At 60.7% G+C, this 16,743-nt stretch carries 14 protein-coding genes and 1 pseudogene; 10 read left to right on the forward strand and 5 right to left on the reverse strand.

Annotation, left to right across the window (positions count from 1 at the left end; translation table 11 throughout):
* The first annotated feature begins 36 nt into the window (after positions 1-36).
* Genes RB216_RS16310 through argE form a run of 4 tightly spaced genes read left to right on the forward strand, consistent with a single transcriptional unit; the run spans position 37 to position 3,632 of the window.
* Complete coding sequence (locus RB216_RS16310; protein WP_372514689.1) at positions 37-1,368, forward strand: flavin-containing monooxygenase; 1,332 nt, start codon at positions 37-39, stop codon at positions 1,366-1,368.
* 23 nt (positions 1,369-1,391) lie between these two features.
* Positions 1,392-1,802 carry a RidA family protein gene (locus RB216_RS16315; protein ID WP_016969085.1) on the forward strand — a complete coding sequence of 137 codons (411 nt, stop codon included), beginning with the start codon at positions 1,392-1,394 and terminating at the stop codon, positions 1,800-1,802.
* A 10-nt stretch (positions 1,803-1,812) separates the two neighbouring features.
* On the forward strand, positions 1,813-2,490 hold the full coding sequence (locus RB216_RS16320; RefSeq protein ID WP_305381373.1) for a DUF1028 domain-containing protein: 678 nt from the start codon (positions 1,813-1,815) through the stop codon (positions 2,488-2,490).
* Positions 2,487-3,632, forward strand: a complete 1,146-nt coding sequence (gene argE, locus RB216_RS16325) for an acetylornithine deacetylase (protein ID WP_305381375.1) — start codon at positions 2,487-2,489, stop codon at positions 3,630-3,632. The genes RB216_RS16320 and argE overlap by 4 nt, the downstream gene beginning before the upstream one ends.
* A gap of 104 nt (positions 3,633-3,736) precedes the next feature.
* Here argE and RB216_RS16330 read toward each other — a convergent pair whose 3' ends face one another.
* Positions 3,737-4,648, reverse strand: a complete 912-nt coding sequence (locus RB216_RS16330) for a LysR substrate-binding domain-containing protein (RefSeq protein ID WP_068934265.1) — start codon at positions 4,646-4,648, stop codon at positions 3,737-3,739.
* 219 nt (positions 4,649-4,867) lie between these two features.
* On the opposite strand from RB216_RS16330, the gene RB216_RS16335 reads away from it, so the two are divergent.
* Together RB216_RS16335 and RB216_RS16340 are read left to right on the forward strand one after the other, a co-directional pair.
* Positions 4,868-6,283 carry a purine-cytosine permease family protein gene (locus tag RB216_RS16335; protein WP_308907554.1) on the forward strand — a complete coding sequence of 472 codons (1,416 nt, stop codon included), beginning with the start codon at positions 4,868-4,870 and terminating at the stop codon, positions 6,281-6,283.
* A gap of 259 nt (positions 6,284-6,542) precedes the next feature.
* Positions 6,543-7,034 carry a GNAT family N-acetyltransferase gene (locus tag RB216_RS16340; RefSeq protein WP_028616615.1) on the forward strand — a complete coding sequence of 164 codons (492 nt, stop codon included), beginning with the start codon at positions 6,543-6,545 and terminating at the stop codon, positions 7,032-7,034.
* Between the two features lie 112 nt (positions 7,035-7,146).
* On the opposite strand, the pseudogene RB216_RS16345 reads toward RB216_RS16340, so the two are convergent.
* Positions 7,147-7,491: pseudogene (locus tag RB216_RS16345) on the reverse strand (GNAT family N-acetyltransferase); the annotation flags it as partial.
* A 127-nt stretch (positions 7,492-7,618) separates the two neighbouring features.
* Between RB216_RS16345 and RB216_RS16350 the strand changes: the two are divergent.
* Together RB216_RS16350 and RB216_RS16355 are read left to right on the forward strand one after the other, a co-directional pair.
* Positions 7,619-11,041 (forward strand): hypothetical protein, encoded by a 3,423-nt coding sequence (locus RB216_RS16350; RefSeq protein WP_308907555.1) that lies wholly within the window; start codon positions 7,619-7,621, stop codon positions 11,039-11,041.
* Positions 11,042-11,112: 71 nt separating this feature from the next.
* Entirely contained in the window at positions 11,113-12,006 is an 894-nt protein-coding gene (locus RB216_RS16355) for an AraC family ligand binding domain-containing protein (protein ID WP_308907556.1), read from the forward strand.
* Here RB216_RS16355 and RB216_RS16360 read toward each other — a convergent pair.
* Complete coding sequence (locus tag RB216_RS16360) at positions 11,948-12,535, reverse strand: LysE family translocator (RefSeq protein WP_028616617.1); 588 nt, start codon at positions 12,533-12,535, stop codon at positions 11,948-11,950. The two genes, RB216_RS16355 and RB216_RS16360, sit on opposite strands and share 59 nt — an antisense overlap.
* A 333-nt stretch (positions 12,536-12,868) precedes the next feature.
* Between RB216_RS16360 and RB216_RS16365 the strand changes: the two genes are divergently transcribed.
* Positions 12,869-13,711 carry an alpha/beta fold hydrolase gene (locus RB216_RS16365; protein WP_028616619.1) on the forward strand — a complete coding sequence of 281 codons (843 nt, stop codon included), beginning with the start codon at positions 12,869-12,871 and terminating at the stop codon, positions 13,709-13,711.
* Between the two features lie 87 nt (positions 13,712-13,798).
* Here the strand turns inward: RB216_RS16365 and RB216_RS16370 are convergent, their stop codons facing one another.
* Positions 13,799-14,683, reverse strand: a complete 885-nt coding sequence (locus tag RB216_RS16370; RefSeq protein ID WP_308907557.1) for an NAD(P)/FAD-dependent oxidoreductase — start codon at positions 14,681-14,683, stop codon at positions 13,799-13,801.
* A 143-nt stretch (positions 14,684-14,826) separates the two neighbouring features.
* Here RB216_RS16370 and RB216_RS16375 point away from each other — a divergent pair, with 143 nt between their 5' ends.
* The gene (locus RB216_RS16375; protein WP_068934276.1) at positions 14,827-15,264 is read left to right on the forward strand and encodes an Rrf2 family transcriptional regulator; all 438 of its coding nucleotides are present in this window, start codon (positions 14,827-14,829) and stop codon (positions 15,262-15,264) included.
* A 4-nt stretch (positions 15,265-15,268) separates the two neighbouring features.
* On the opposite strand, the gene RB216_RS16380 is transcribed toward RB216_RS16375, so the two are convergent.
* Complete coding sequence (locus tag RB216_RS16380) at positions 15,269-16,714, reverse strand: mechanosensitive ion channel domain-containing protein (protein ID WP_308907558.1); 1,446 nt, start codon at positions 16,712-16,714, stop codon at positions 15,269-15,271.
* Positions 16,715-16,743: the final 29 nt, after the last annotated feature.

The raw sequence follows: 16,743 nt of genomic DNA on the forward strand, positions 1-16,743 counted from the left end.
TTTATTTATAACCCCCCTCCCCCTAGCCTTGAAGTCATGCCAACGCTGAATCCAACTGCATTACGCAAGGACAGAGACATGACTCAAGCAATAACAAAAACAGACACGCTGGTGGTAGGCGCCGGCCAAGCTGGCGTGGCCATGAGCGAGCATCTGAGCAAGCAAGGGGTGCCCCACTTGGTGCTGGAGCGCAGCCGTATCGCCGAGCGCTGGCGCACCGGGCGTTGGGATTCGCTGGTGGCCAATGGGCCGGCCTGGCATGACCGCTTTCCGGGGCTGGAATTCGACACGGTCGCTCCGGATGGATTTGCGCCGAAAGAGCATGTGGCGGATTACTTTGAAGCCTATGCCCGCAAGTTCAATGCGCCGATCCGTACCGGCGTGGATGTGCTGTCCGTGGTGCGTAATGTCGGCCGCCCAGGCTTTACCGTGCACACCAGCGAAGGCGTGATCGAGGCCAACCGTGTGGTCGCCGCCACCGGGCCGTTCCAAAAACCAGTGATTCCGGCCATCGCGCCGAAAGACAGCGCGCTGCACCAGATCCACTCCGCCGACTACCGCAACCCCGCGCAATTGCCGGCCGGTGCGGTGCTGGTGGTGGGCGCGGGTTCCTCCGGCGTGCAGATCGCCGATGAATTGCAGCGCTCCGGACGCCAGGTGTATCTCTCGGTCGGTGCCCACGACCGCCCGCCCCGCGCCTATCGCAATCGCGACTTCTGCTGGTGGCTGGGGGTGCTGGGCGAGTGGGACCAGGCGGCCATGAAACCCGGCCGTGAGCACGTGACCATCGCGGTCAGCGGCGCACACGGCGGCAAGACCATCGACTTCCGTGAGCTGGCCCAGCAAGGCATGACCCTGGTCGGCCTCACGCAAGCCTTCAACGGCAGTGTCGCCAGCTTCCAGCCGAACCTGGTGGAAAACCTGGCACGCGGCGATGAAAACTACCTGGCCCTGTTGGACGCAGCCGACGCCTATATCGAGCGTAACGGCGTCGATCTGCCGCTGGAGCCCGAAGCGCGTCGCGTATTCCCTGACGCCGACTGCATCAAGCACCCGATCCTGGAACTGGACCTGGCCCAGGCCGGTGTCACCTCAATCATCTGGGCCACCGGGTTTGCCGTGGACTACAGCTGGTTGAAGGTCGCCGCCTTCGACGAAGCCGGCAAGCCCCAGCACCAGCGCGGCGTGTCCAGCGAAGCCGGGATCTACTTCCTCGGCTTGCCATGGCAATCGCGTCGGGGTTCATCGTTTATCTGGGGCGTCTGGCATGACGCCAAGTATGTGGCCGACCACATCGCCATACAGCGTCAATACCTTGAATACCGCGAAGCCGCCCCGGTGGTTCGTCCCTCCCCTGTCAGCGCCTGATCCCTTTATTGCCGGAGTTTTTGATGCCTACTCACACTCGCATCCGCATGTTCAACACCAAGGAAACCTACCCTAACCAGAGCCTGGACAACGACCTGTGCCAGGCCGTACGTGCCGGCAATACCGTGTACGTGCGCGGCCAGGTGGGCACGGATTTCGAAGGTAACCTGATCGGCCTTGGCGACCCGCGCGCCCAGGCTGAGCAAGCGATGAAAAACGTCAAGCAACTGCTGGAAGAGGCCGGTTCCGACCTGTCGCATATCGTCAAGACCACCACCTACCTGATCGACCCGCGCTACCGCGAGCCGGTGTATCAGGAAGTCGGCAAATGGCTCAAGGGCGTGTTCCCGATTTCCACCGGGCTGGTCGTATCGGCGCTCGGTCAGCCGCAGTGGTTGATGGAAATCGATGTGATCGCCGTTATTCCAGAGTAAGGAGCCGCACATGACCTTTTCAATCGTCGGCCGTTGTGCCGAAACCGGCCAGTTGGGCATTGCCATCAGCTCATCGAGCATTGCCGTAGGTGCCCGTTGCCCGTGGCTGCGGCCCGGCGTGGGCGCGGTGTCGACCCAGAACATCACCCTCCCGGCCCTGGGCCCGGACGTGCTGGACCTGTTGGAGCAAGGCCTCACACCCGCCGATGCGGTCGACAAGGCGCTGACGCGCAACGGTTACAGCCAGTACCGGCAACTGACGGCGATTGATCACCTGGGCCGCAGCGTGCATTTCAGCGGCAGCGAAACCCTCGGCACCCACAACGCCGTGTCGGGCGAACAATGTGTGGCGGCGGGCAACATGCTCGCCGACCGCACGGTGATCGAGGCGATGATCACGGCCTTCGAGCAAGGTGAAGGCCAGTTGGCGGACCGGTTGCTAGCGGCGATGCATGCCGCCATCGCCGCCGGTGGCGAAGCCGGCCCGGTGCACTCCGCCGCGCTGGTGGTGGTGGGCGAACTGACCTGGCCCATCATCAACCTGCGCGTGGATTGGGCCGATGAACAACCGATCCTTGAATTGCAAAAGCTCTGGGAGGCCTATCGCCCGCAAGTGCAGGACTACATCGACCGCGCCCTTGCCCCGGACCGCTCCCCTGGCTACGGCGTGGCCGGAGACGACCGATGAGCGCCAGCCGCGAACTGCTGCAGGCGCTGGTGGGGTTTGACACCACCAGCCGCGAATCCAACCTGCAACTGATCGAGTTTGTACGCGATTACCTGGCCGGTTTCGGGGTATCCAGCGAGTTGGTCTACAACGAAGATCACAGCAAGGCCAATTTGTATGCCAGCGTGGGTCCGGTTGAGTTGCCGGGGATCGTGCTGTCGGGGCACACCGATGTGGTACCGGTGGACGGCCAGCCCTGGACCGTACCGCCGTTCGAGCTGACCGAACGCGACGGCAAGCTGTTCGGCCGCGGCACCGCCGACATGAAGGGTTATATCGCCTGCGTGTTGGCACTGGTGCCGGCGTTGGTCGCGGCGCCGTTGCGGATGCCGGTGCACATCGCACTGTCCTATGACGAAGAAGTCGGTTGCCTGGGCGTGCGTTCGTTACTCAAGGTGCTTGAAGAACGGCCAGTGAAACCCATGCTGTGCATCATCGGCGAACCGACCGAACTCAAGCCGGTGCTCGGCCACAAGGGCAAGTTGGCGATGCGCTGCGACGTGCACGGCGAGGCATGCCATTCGGCCTATGCACCGTATGGCGTGAATGCGATTGAGCATGCTGCCGAGCTGATTGGTGAGCTGGGACGGATTGGCCAGCGGCTGCGGGAGACCCAGGATGCGCGGTTTGATCCGCCGTTCAGCACGGTGCAAACCGGTGTGATCAGCGGTGGCAAGGCCCTGAATATCGTCCCGGCGGATTGCCGGTTCGATTTTGAAGTGCGTGCGTTGCCGTCGCAGGACCCCGCCGAAGTGGCTGAAGAACTGAAGGCCTACGCCGAGCAGCAGGTGTTGCCGCGCATGCAGGCGGTGAGTGCGCAGAGTGCGATTCACTTTACTGAGTTGTCGGCCTACCCAGGCTTGGTCACCGATGAGCGCAGCCAGGCGGCGGAGTTGATCGCGGCGTTTTCCGGCTCGCGGGCGTTCGGTACGGTAGCGTTTGGTACCGAGGGTGGGTTGTTTGACGCCGTGGGCATTCCCACGGTGGTGTGCGGGCCGGGGAGCATGGACCAGGGGCATAAGCCGGATGAGTTTGTCAGCCTGGAGCAACTGGCGGGGTGTGACGCTATGCTGGGGCGGATGCTGGACTCGATTCGCGCCTGAACACTTCATGCAAATCCCTGTGGCCTTGTTTTTGTGGTGAGCGGGCTTGCCCCGCGCGAGGCAAGCTCGCTCACTACAAAAGCTCGGTTCCTACGGCCGGAGCCCTAGGCGAGGAGTCGGGCGAGTTCTTCGCGGCAGTAATCGACAAACAGTTGCACCGGCTTGGTCAACGGCGCGCGGCGAAGCCAGACTGCCGACAAGCCTGAACCGGTCACCGTTTCTGCCAACGGCACACACACCACTTTCTGCCCATCGTAGGTGTATTCGGTAAACGGCTTGGTCACCAGGATGGAAAACCCGAACCCCCGCCCCACCATCCCCCGCACCATCTCGATGGACGGCGAGCTGAACACGATATTCGGCGTCAGCCCGCGCTCTTCAAAGATGCTCACGAAGTAGGTGCGACTCGGCAGCACATCCAGCAAGATCATCGGCTCCAGCACCAGGTCCGCCAGTGAGACCTTGGCCTGCTGCGCGAAACGATGATCCGCCGGCAACAGCGCATAGGGCTGCTGCGGCGGCATCAATGGCGTGGTTTCGATGGTCGTGCCCAGGTCATGTTCGAACAGCATCGCCACGTCGATACTGCCCGCCGTCAACGCCTGCACCAGTTCCTGCTGCTCGCCATCACGAATGCGGATCTCCACCCCCGGCCAACGCGCCTTGAAGCCGGCGATCAAGCGGGGCAGGTAAAGCGGCGCCACGGTTTCAAAGCAGCCGATATCGATTTGCCCCGCCACCACGTCATTGTCCGCGAGGGCGTTCTGCTCGAACTCATGGGCTACGCGCAGCAGTTCCAGGGCCTTGCGATAGAAGCGTGCGCCGCTGGGCGTCAGCGACACCCCCTGGGCGTGATGACGGATAAACAGCTGCACGCCAAAGCTGTCTTCCAACTGCTTGATCGCCGTGGACACCGACGGCTGCGCGATGTACAGCTTGCGCGAGGCCTCGGCGACGCTGCCGCATTCGGCCGTGGTGACGAAATATCTGAGTTGGCGCAGGTTGTACGCAGCCATCGGGACCTCCAGAAACGTGGGACTTCGCCCGCTAAACAGGTGTAGGCAACATACCGGAGCGCGGCACGGCTGCGAGCTATATTTTTTAAGGTCTATAGCAACAAACTTACTAATTTACCTCCCTGCGCCCATTGCAGATCATCACTCCAACAACAAAGCGCCGCGCACGTGGCGCACAGCGAAGTACGTCAACGTACTCACCTTGCCTTGGAGTTCGTCATGGTCACCACTGCAACATCCTCCGCCCCGCTTATCGAAAAACACACGATTGGATACGTGCCTCCGGAAGATCGCCATGGAAAGGTAAGAGACCTGTTCACCTTGTGGTTCGGCGGCAACATTGCGCCGCTGCCGATCGTCACGGGTGCGCTGGGTGTGCAACTGTTCCACCTCAACCTCCTCTGGGGCATCGTCGCCATTCTCGTCGGCCACCTGGTCGGCGGCGTGCTGATGGCGCTGCACTCAGCCCAGGGCCCGCAAATGGGCATCCCGCAAATGATCCAGAGCCGCGCCCAGTTCGGCTCCCTCGGCGCCTTGCTGGTGGTGGTGATCGCCGGCGTGATGTACATCGGTTTCTTCGCCTCCAACATCGTACTTGCGGGTAAATCCCTGCACGGCGTAGTCGACGCGGTGCCCGTGCCGGTGGGCATCGTGATCGGCGCCATTGGTTCCGGGATCATCGGCATCATCGGCTACCGCTTCATCCACGTGCTCAACCGCATCGGCACTTGGGTGTTGGGCGCCGGGATCGTGCTGGGGTTTGGCTATATTTTTACTCACGTGCAAACCACCGACTTCCTGACCCGCGGTGAATTCAACATCTCCGGTTGGCTGGCAACCGTGTCCCTGGCGGCGCTGTGGCAAATCGCATTCGCCCCTTATGTGTCCGACTACTCCCGCTACCTGCCGGCAGACGTGCCGGTCGCATCCACCTTCTGGACCACCTACCTCGGCTCGGCCCTGGGCTCCAGCCTGTCGTTCATCTTCGGCGCCGTCGCCGTCCTCGCCACGCCAGTCGGCATGGACACCATGGACGCGGTCAAACTCGCCACCGGCGCGATCGGCCCATTGATGCTGGTGCTGTTCCTGCTCAGCGTGATCAGCCACAACGCCCTCAACCTGTACGGTGCCGTACTGTCGATCATCACCCTGGTGCAGACCTTTGCCTACCGCTGGATTCCAACGGCCAAAAGCCGCGCGGTGATCTCGATCCTGGTGCTGGCGGCCTGTGCGATTGCCGCGGTGTTTGCCTCCAAGGACTTCATCGGCCACTTCGTCGACATGGTGCTGGTGCTACTGGTGGTACTGGTGCCGTGGACGGCGATCAACCTGATCGACTTCTACGCGATCCATAAGGGCAAATACGACATTGCCTCGATCTTCCGCGTGGATGGCGGGATTTACGGGCGGTACAACCCACAGGCGCTGTTGGCGTATGCGGTCGGCATTGTGGTGCAGATTCCATTTATGAATACGCCGCTGTATGTGGGGCCGATTTCGGAACACATCAACGGGGCGGACTTGTCCTGGGTGGTGGGGTTGGTGGTGACGTCGCCGTTGTATTTCTGGTTGGCGAGCCGGGACAGTGCGTATAAGCGTCGGATGAAGGGGGGGAAGCTGGTGGGTGGGGTTTGATACATTCGCCGCCTGCAACTTGAGCAATCAGAAACCCCGCCTTGGCGGGTTTTCTAATTTTTGGATAGCTCGTCAGATGCTTTTTTATGGCAAACCGGCTTGTTGTGGTGAGCGGGCTTGCCCCGCTCACCACAACAAGCTCACTCACCACAACAAGCCCATTCAGGTCTTTAGGGAGTGCTCTACAGGGGGTTTTGTGTTGCTGGGGTCGATGTTTGTCTATCATGTGGCCTCTCGCTCAACGCCTCAGGAAACGTCCATGCCCGCCCTCACCTTCCGCAACGCCGTAGCCGCCGACGCCGCCCGTTGCTTTGACATCGAGATCAGCGCCTACGAAGGCGACGAAGCCGCGACCCTGGAAAAGATCGCCACGCGCATTGCGCAGTACCCGCAAGGCTTTTTGATTCTGGAGGCCGAGGGCCAAACCGTGGGTTTCATCAACTGCGGTTGCGCTTATGACGTGGTGATGTCGGACGAGGCGTTCAAGGAGTTGGTGGGCCATTCGGCCGAGGCGCCGAATGTGGTGATCATGTCGGTGGTGGTCGACCCGGCGCATCAGGGTAAGGGCTATTCCAAGGCGTTGATGACAGAGTTTGTGCAGCGCATGCGCACCATGGGCAAGCAGGCGATTCACTTGATGTGCAAAAAACATCACGTGCCGTTGTACGAGCGCATGGGCTATGACTATGTGCGACCTTCGCCGTCGGATCACGGTGGCATGGCGTGGCATGAAATGGTCATGGCGCTCTAGAGATGAACGCAGCGCATGTTGAAATCAGCGACCAACCAACCCCCGATGCCGAGCGTATTCTCGTTCGGTGAAGTGCCCTGCAAACCTGAGGGTAGCAGCCGGGTATTTCTGCCTATGCAGTTGTGAGAGACAGCGCTTTGCCAAACAAGCGGTTCTGATGGGTTTCGCCCTGGAAGCTATACGTCGGCGAACCGAGTAACACGTAGCCACGTTTTGGATAAACTCCCAGGGTCCGTTCATTCCCCACCCACACGGTCGCCCACAACAATGAAGCGCCCCCTTGCGCCGCCCGCTCCTCGGCCGCCGTCAACAGTCGATAGCCGATGCCCAGGCCAGTGAAGCGCTCTTGGAGGTACAGGCGTTGCAGTTCAGCAACATCGGGCGCTGAGATCACCGCGTGTTCAGCACGCCACTTGATTTGGGCGAAACCGACAAGGTGGCCGTTGGTTTCGGCAACGAAGGGATATCTAACCGCCTACTCAAGCGGCTGATTTAAGCCACCGCCCGAGAGGAAGCGCCCCCTGTCGTCCAACGCCAGGGCATTGGACGATGTAAGCTCCCTTTACTCAGCGAGCCTCATCGCCATGGAGCATCTGCGTCATTTCACCCAACCCGTTGAAAACCTCTCCCCTTCACCCGACTATCTGAGCCAGGCGCAAAGCATGGGACTCAAGGCCAGCCAGACCCTGGCCGCCAACCTGATCAACACACTGTCAGTGGCATTAGGCCCAACCCCGCCGCGCTCGCTGCATGAGCTGCGCGTCACCATTCCCGAAGACTCACTACTCAGCAGTTGGCTGGCCGTGTACTGGAAAGCGATCAATCAACCGGCCTTTCTGGATTGGGCAGATGCTCTTGACCTGGACCTGCCAACGTTGTTTCTGCAAGGCACCCGTTTAAAAGCGAGGAAACAGGCGCCCCACCACGCGCCGTTGCACACCTTCACACTGGCTGATGACTCGGGATGGCGGGAAGTGGCGTACCCGATCCTGGCGATCACCCAAGTCATCGACACCGGCAACGTTGGCATGCCCTATCTGGGCAACCGTTTCGAGATCGAGGACCGCACATTGCCCTTGAAACTGGCCCTTGCCTTCCATGGCTACCCGCTGCCCGACAACAGCTTGCAGGTGCAGGTGATTGTCGATGAGCTACACGCGCTCAACGGTTTTCCTGGCATTGATGACAGCGGCCACAGCAAGTCGGTTATTCATAGCGAGCTGAAGAACCAGCAATTGGACTACCAGCAGTTGATTCGCGTACTGGAGGAAACCCGCAACGGCGACCAAGATTTTGATTGGCTCCAGGTGTACCGCAAACACATCGCCTTGCGCTCTGACTCGCTGCTGGCCCATACCATGAAATACGCGACCCGACTGCTGGGTGCGCTTATCGGGAAACTGGGCCTCGACAGGGATGCCGAAAAAACCGCCAGCTACTATTACGATTACGAAATGCGCGCGCTGTGCATCCTCCCGCCCAGCCGTCAGAACAACACTCGTTATATTCCGCCCTCGGATACACCTCGGTGGCAAGAGTTGGAGCGACTGGCCGCCACACTCCAGAGCAATGTGTACCAGGATGAGACATTCAGCGTGGCCTCCTTGTTGTCCGTCTACGGTATCGAACGCCCTGCCAGCGGAGGCGATTTGACGCAACTGCTGGCGTTGTTACGCCAATGGTCGCCACCTGTCGTGCCCTACATCAGTGAATGGGCACGCTCCTTCTCTGCGGTCTATGCCCATCGCTACTACCTGGGCCTGCTAAATGATCGTTACCACATGCAGGTCGCGCTGCAACAAACCGCTTTAGGTAAACAAGCGGCGGATAGAATCGAGCTCAACCGGATCGTCGACATGGACCCGGATGTCTTCGGGCCTGGGCTGGAAAAGGCCCGTCAATTGCTGGTGAAGCTGACAGAGCACTCGGATTTCATCGCCCTGCGCGATGCTAAAGGCATTGACCCGGGCAGCCATGTGTTACTCACCGTTGCGCATATGGGCGCCCGGGGGCTGGACGGGCAGTGGAAGCAACTCAGTGCTGAAGTACTGGAGAATGAGCGCCTGCGAGCGCTGCTACCGCCGCTGCTGATTGCCGTCCGAAACAACGGAGGCGAATTGCGCAGTAATGGCGAGGTCTCCCTCAAGCAGGCGCTCGCGCTCTGTGACGTCGAAGCCCCCAGCAACGCGGGTGAAGCACTTAAGACCGCTCGCCTGCTGGCAATCCCTTTGACCATCAAACCTCAGTCCAGCCAGTACTGGGGAGCACTGACCCTGGCGCAACCTTCACGCTGGACCTTGTCGCGGCCCCAAAACCAGCTGATCCTCGATATCAGTCGGCGCACCCTTCCGCAGACGTACTCCCACCTGTTTACCTACCTTAGCGAACCGATCCTGAAAGACAGGCCTGTGCACGACGTGCGCGCCGAAGCAGACTTTTTGCTGTCTCACCTACTGCATTCCACCCGCGCCCTGGCGCTCGGCGAAGAGTTGTCAAACCAGGTCGATTGGCATGGGCGCGACGCCGGTGAAACCACCACCCGTGCCAGCCGTAAGGCATTGGTGCTGGCCGCGCTGATACTGAGCCTGGACCCTGCATTGAATGCACCCCAGGGTTCGATCAACGTGTTCGACCTGACGGACAGCTACCTATGGGGGGAGTCCCTTGCGTTCGTCCGCGAAATCATCGAAGCCAGCCTGACGGCGCTTTCACGCCCAACAGCAGCCCTGGCCGCACACGTGCTGCTGTCCAACAAATCGCCGGAGTTCCTGATTCGAAATATTCCAGAAGCATTGCCCTTCATGACCTCCCAAGCCTGGGTGCTGTTCAAACACTACGTCATGTACACCGAGCAGGAATTGTCGGGCTCGTCGCGTCAACTGAGCTACGACGACTTAATGACCCTCGCCCACATGCCGGCGTCAGCCAGATGGACACGATTTCTCAACCATAACAATGTAACCGCGCCGATTGTTGATTGGGCGGTCGCCAACGGCGTGTTGGCAAAGGGCGAGACTTACACCGCCATTGAGACCAACGAAGCCATAAAGGCGCTCAACAAACAACGCGAGCGCCTGAAAAATGCGCTGGAGACCTTCTCTTCAGCGTTCACTTCGCTTCACGAGACAGCGCTTCAAGACCTGCAACGGGTCTACCCGCAACAGACAGAGCTGCAAGCACCCATCCTGGAATCGCCGCCGGATACAAAGCAGTACACCCTGGTTGAACTGCACATGGCAGGTGAGCTGAAAGCTCAGGCCAAGCGTTGGCGCACGTCCGAAGACAGCCTCGACTACCCGGAAGTGGCGAAGAACTTCCACCAACTGAACAACATCAACGCCCGATTTGGCAACGCCTTCACCCGTAGGCTGGATCAATTGCAGGTGGCGTATGTGGAGACCGTCACTCACTGGCTGTCACATTTGTCACTGCCAAGACGCGAAGCACTGGAGTATGGACAGGTTGAGTGCTTCAGCCTCAGCAAGGCAGCCACTCATGGCCGGTTTGCAACACTGGTTTATGTCCAGTACTTCAGCGACCGGTATTTCTATGAATTTTTCCCCCTGCACCATGTCATCCTGCCGCGACGCGACCTTGAATACGCCCACGTCATCCAGGCGACTGCCGAGGGCAACACGCCCAGGCCCCATGCGTGGAAGCGATTCAACTGGCCCGCCTATGCAGAAGGCCGTGCGCCCGATAAATCTGCGCTCCCGTCGCTGCAACCCGAAGTGATCATCCGCAAACTCGACCTCACCCTGCCCATGCCCCAATGGCGCAACCCGGATGAGCGCAGGCCCCGCGCGCCGCAGACATTCAACTCCGCACGCTCCAGCGCTTTGGCGACGCTGATCGTCCAGCGCCAACTGCTGCTGGGCAGTGCGGCGCTGCGCGAGCGTGCGGCCAACCCGCTCACGCTTAAACAGGCGGCTGGCGGGTACGACCCGTGGACAGCGTATATCAATCGCCTGGTGCCCAATGGCGACCGCGCGGCGTTGCTGGTCTGACAAGCATGGCGATGGGGCGCCGGGCTGTGTAATGATCGCCGCTCGACGTCGCTCAGGATGGAACCCTCTTCATGTTGCCGAACGCCATCACTCACCCTTTGGATTCGCCCCGCTTCTGGCGCGACGAGCGCCTGCCCTTCGTTGAAGCGCGCACCATCGCCGATGGGCGCAAGGTGACCTATAGCCGTCACGCGCATGAGCATTTCTCCATCGGAGTAGTCACCACCGGACGCAGCTATTACCACTACGGCGCCGAAACGTTTGAGATCAGCGCCGGCACGGTGGTGTTGATGAACCCTGGCGACGTACACGCCTGCAACCCCATCGCCAATGAGCCGTGGTCCTACCAGATGCTGTACATCGACACGCCCTGGCTGACCGACTTGCAGCACCAGTTGGGGTTCGGCACGGACCAGGGTTACCGCCCATTCAACACGCCCTACACCCGGGACACGGTGCTCTACGATGGCCTGTTGGAGTTGTACGGGATACTGGCGGATGAACAGGCCGAACACCTGCAAAAACAGAGCGCGCTGGTGAGTTACTTCACTGAAGTTCAACAGCGCCTCAACCCCTCCGGCACGCCGGTGCGTGAGGTCAACCACAAGCTGGAACGCGCCGCCGACTACATCCGCGAACACTGCACCGACGCCCTCAAACTGGAAGATATCTGTGTAGCAGCCGAGCTTTCACCGTCCTACCTGATCCGTGCGTTCAAGCAGTATTACGGCCTGACGCCCCATGCATTCCTGGTCAACCAGCGTATCCAGTTTGCCCGCGCGCAATTGCGCCAGGGGGAACTGATCGCCGATGTCGCGCTGGCCGCAGGCTTTGCCGACCAGGCGCACTTCCAGCGCACCTTCAAGCAGCATTTTGCTGCCACACCGGGGCAGTACCGCGACCGGCTCAAGCCATCAATAAATAACCCACACTGGCCACCAGCAACGCGGCCATTGAGCGGTTGAACACGCGAACGCCCTGAGGGTTGCCGAGGTAGCGGCGCAGGAATGTACCAGCGTAGGCCCAGCACGCCACCGACAGGTAGCAGATCACCAGATAGAGCGCCGCAAACAGCCAGACCTGTGCGGCATCGCCATCCGCCACAAACAAGCCCATCCCGGCCACGCAGGCCAGCCACGCCTTGGGGTTGAGCCATTGCATGATCGCCCCATAGACCATCGACGGCGCCGTTGCGGCGCCCTCGGCATCCAGCCGGCCATCGTCCGCGGCCAGTTTCCAGGCCATGTACAGCAGGAAGGCCACCCCGCCCCACTGGATCAACTGGGTCAAAATCGGCCAGCGCACCAGCACCTCATGCAAGCCCAGCCCAATCAACACCAGCAACAGCGTGAAGCCGACGGCAGCACCGAACACATGCTTCTGGCTGGCGACAAAACCGAAGCGAGCCCCCGAACTCAGCGCCACCACATTCACCGGACCCGGCGTGATGGACGTGGCCAGGGCGAAGGCAGCCATGGAAATAATCAAGCTCATTGCAACTCCTTTTTGTTCGATACCGTGATGGTGTGGCCACGGTAAACGGCGAGTCAGATCGCGGTATTGAACAAAATGACCCTCGTCGGATTCGCCACTCGACGGAAAAAGCCCGCCTGCAGCTGCGCTGGAAACCACGCTTGACCAGCAACACGCTGATCGATTGTGCCAATGGCCTGATCGCCCACAAGGTCGTTTAGATGCTTTTATTCCATTGATATAACTGCATTTTTTTCTTTCGAAAGGCCGGTTTTGATAGGCAAAAATGCGTATTTGTCGTGCAGGAGCCGGTGCTAGAGTTCAGCCCCTACTCATCGCAAAGAAGGAACCGCTATGTCACGTCGCCTGTTGGCAGTTGCCTGCCTGATGCTGTCTTTTTCTGCGGCTCAAGCCGCTGAACGCTGGGAAACCCTGCCGCCGACTCCCGCCGCCGTGACGGGCGCGAAAACCGGCTACGCTGCCGTCAACGGCATCAAGGTCTACTACACCCGCACCGGTCATGGCTCACCCGTGGTGCTGCTGCATGGCGGTTTGTCCAACTCCGATTACTGGGGCAACCAGGTCAAGGCGCTGGCGGCCAAGCACACGGTGATCAGTATCGACAGCCGTGGCCACGGGCGCAGTTCGCGGGATGACAAACCTTACGGTTATGACCTGATGGCCGACGATGTGGTGGCCGTGCTCGACCACCTGAAGATCCCCCGCGCCGATATCGTCGGCTGGAGCGACGGCGCCATCATCGGCATCGACCTGGCCCTGCGTCACCCGGACCGTATCGGCAAAGTATTCGCCTTCGCCGCCAACACCCAGACCTCGGGTGTGAAGGACGCCGTGGAAAAAAATCCGACCTTCGCCGCCTTTATCGAACGTGCTGGCAAGGAGTACGCCAAACTGTCGCCGACGCCTAAAGAGTACGACGCGTTTGTCGAGCAGATCAGCCATATGTGGGCCAGCCAGCCGAACTGGACCGACGCCCAACTGCAGAGCATCAAGACGCCGATCCTGATTGCCGACGGCGACCATGACGAAGCAATCAAGCGCGAACACACCGAGTACATGGCAGCGACCATTCCAAGTGCTGGCCTGTTGATCCTGCCGAACACCAGCCACTTTGCGTTCCTGCAGGACCCGGCGTTGTTCAATGCGGCCGTACTGGGCTTCCTTGACAGCAAATAGACGCTGTACCCGCCGGCGCGCAGTGTTGATCACCGATCATGAACCTGGCGGTAAAGGCTTCGTTGTCCACGGACAGCCCGGTGTACCTCAACCGTTGATCAACGAAAAATGCGCGCCGACTCCGGCGCGCACGCCCTCCGCCACGGCCAGCGCTACGGATCCGGCGGCGAGGGACGCATCGCCACAGGCAAACACGCCAGGCATGGATGTCTGGCGCATGTCATTGGTGTGCAGGTAAGCACCGGTGGGGCCGTCGTCAAACTCACAGCCAAGTTGCGCGGCCAAAGGGCTGATTTGGGTGCGAGACATCGTAAAGATGCCGTCGAGGCTGAACACTCGGCCATCGTCCAGCTGCAGGCCGGCTCGCTCGCCGAAGATGCGCCGTACCGCGCCGCTTTCCACGCTGACCCCACGCCGATCCAACTGCGCCTGTTGTTCGGCATCCGGGGTGAACACGCCTTGGGTGAACAACGTGGTGGTGCCCCAGTCCGGCAGCATCAGTGCGTGGTGCATGGCCAGGGGTGAAGTTGCCAACACACCGATGCGGCCTTTGTCCAGCTCGTAGCCGTGGCAGTAAGGGCAATGGAAAACGTGCTTGCCCCACCGCTGTTCGAGGCCTTCGATGGCGGGCAACGTGTCCACCACCCCAGTGGCCAGGATCAGGCGTTTGGCGTGAAAGGTACCGTTGCATTCGCTGCGAACGGCAAACCCTTGTGATTCTGCACTCGCCTCAATCACGCTGTCTTGCACCCAAGTGACCGTCGGGTACTGCATCAATTGGCTGCGGCCTTGAGCAACGATGGCCTCCGGAGCCTGGCCATCCTGGCCGAGGAAACCGTGAGACGTTGCCGCAAAACGGTTGCGCCGTTGCCCCGCATCAACCACCAGCACCTGGCGTCGCGCCCTTGCCAGTTGCAAGCCCGCTGACAGACCGGCATAGCTGCCGCCCACGATAATGACGTCGTACATCATGATGGTGATCCCTGCTTTATGCATTCGGTTGTCCGAATGCTTTCACGACACACCATATGTTACGTGAAAATACTGCGTCAAGACTCTCGCAACTTTTTAGGTTACGAACGATACTTTGGTCCGAATCACCCTGAGGTTTATTGATGAGAAATGACACCCGACTGTCGCGTATGCTCCACGTACTTATCCACATGGGTCGCCATGAAGAGCGCGCAACCTCGGAGACTATCGCGCAAATGCTCGGCACCAACCCGGTTGTGGTGCGGCGCACACTCGGGCTGCTCAAGGAAAAAGGGTATGTACGCTCGGAGAAAGGTCACCAGGGCGGCTGGAGCCTGGGTAAGCCCCTGAGTGAGATCACCTTGCTGGAGATTCACAACGCCCTGGGCACGCCGTCGATATTTGCCATCGGCCTGTCGACCGACCACCCGCAATGCCTGGTGGAACAGGCGGTGAACGCAGCGCTGACCGATGCCTTTGACCAGGCTCAGTCGTTGTTGCTGGCGCGGCTGGGGGATGTAACGCTGGAACAATTGGCGAATGACTTTGACCAGCGCTATCGCATCGCCATGGCGCGTTGACCGGCTACAACCCGCGATTGCGCAACCATTGCAGGAAACCCTTCTTGACGGGTACCACCGGCGCGTCCTGAGTCAAGGCCTGCGCGGCGTGCAGGCGGAAATCCAGCAAGGTTTTCATGGCCTCGCTGATGTCGTGCCGCGCATCCAGGCAGGGCTTCAAGTATTCCTTCTCGATGCGGTACAGGGTGCAGAAGGTCTTGGCTGAGAAATCCGCCAGCGCCGCCTGGTCTGACAGAATACCCGCCTCGCCAATCACCTCCGCCGGCCCCATGCGCCCGGCTTCGAACTTGTGTCCGCCCTTGGTCAGCATCACTGAGACCACCCCGGATTCGACGATAAACAAATGATCACTGACCTCCCCGGCCGGCAGGATCATCTCGCCGGCACGGTAAGTGTGCAGGGTCATGTTCTGGCTGAAGGTGTCTTTCTCTTCCTGGCGCAAGGTGGAGAAAATCGACGAGCGCTCAAGCAGCGCGCGTGCGGCGGACATCGCCGGCGGCGCGCTGCTTTCAGTGGCCGACAGCAGGCCGACGCCCGCCGCTTGCAGGTGACGGAAGGCCAGGTCGTAAAGCTGGTTGCGCACCTCCCGCTTGAGGGCCATGGCCGGTACAAAGCCGCTGATTTCATACTCGACGCCAACACTGGCCGAGGTCTTGAACGCCACACTCGGCGCCGGCTTGCCCAGCAGCGGCCGACACCCCTGCATCGCCCGCTCCAGCGCCTCGATCACCGTTTGCGGGCGCGCATGGGGGCTGACTTGCAGGCTGACCGAGAGGCCGAACATGTCCGCCGGGCGCGAGAAATTGATGATCTTGGCCTTGGCCGCCAGGGAGTTGGGGATCACCGCCAGGCTGCCCTGGGAGGTTTGCAGACGCGTGGCGCGCCAGTCAATATCGGTCACGCGGCCTTCGGTGCCGTCGATAGAGATCCAGTCATCGATCTGATACGGCTTGGTGGTGTTGAGCACAATCCCGGAAAACACATCGCTCAACGTGCTTTGCAGCGCCAGGCCGACAATGATCGCCACCGCGCCGGAAGTAGCGAGCACGCCCTTGACCGGCAGGTCGAGCACATAGGCCATGGCGGCGATGATCGCGATCAGGAAGATCACGGCGCCAACCAGGTCCTGCAACAGGCGCCCGGTGTGCCCGACGCGCTGCATCATCACCGCACCGAGCAACACCGTCAGCGTGCGCGCCGCGAACAGCCACCAGCCGATCTGCAAAGCAGTGGCCGCCAGGTGCAATGCGGTGTTGTCCGCATAGGGTGCCATTTGCATGGGGTTCATGCCGTCGTTGAACAGCACGGCGCTGTACACGGCAAAGATCGCCAACCGCGCCGCGAGCTTCCAGTTGGCGAGGTTGACGGAAATAAGGCGCCACACGGCAATGTCGATAAAGATCAGCGCCAGGGCGCACAACATCGGGTGATCAGCGATAAATGAGGGCATCCAGGCGACTCCAGGGTGAATGCCGTGAA

The sequence above is a fragment of the Pseudomonas canadensis genome (genome assembly GCF_030980095.1).
Taxonomy (GTDB): domain Bacteria; phylum Pseudomonadota; class Gammaproteobacteria; order Pseudomonadales; family Pseudomonadaceae; genus Aquipseudomonas; species Aquipseudomonas canadensis.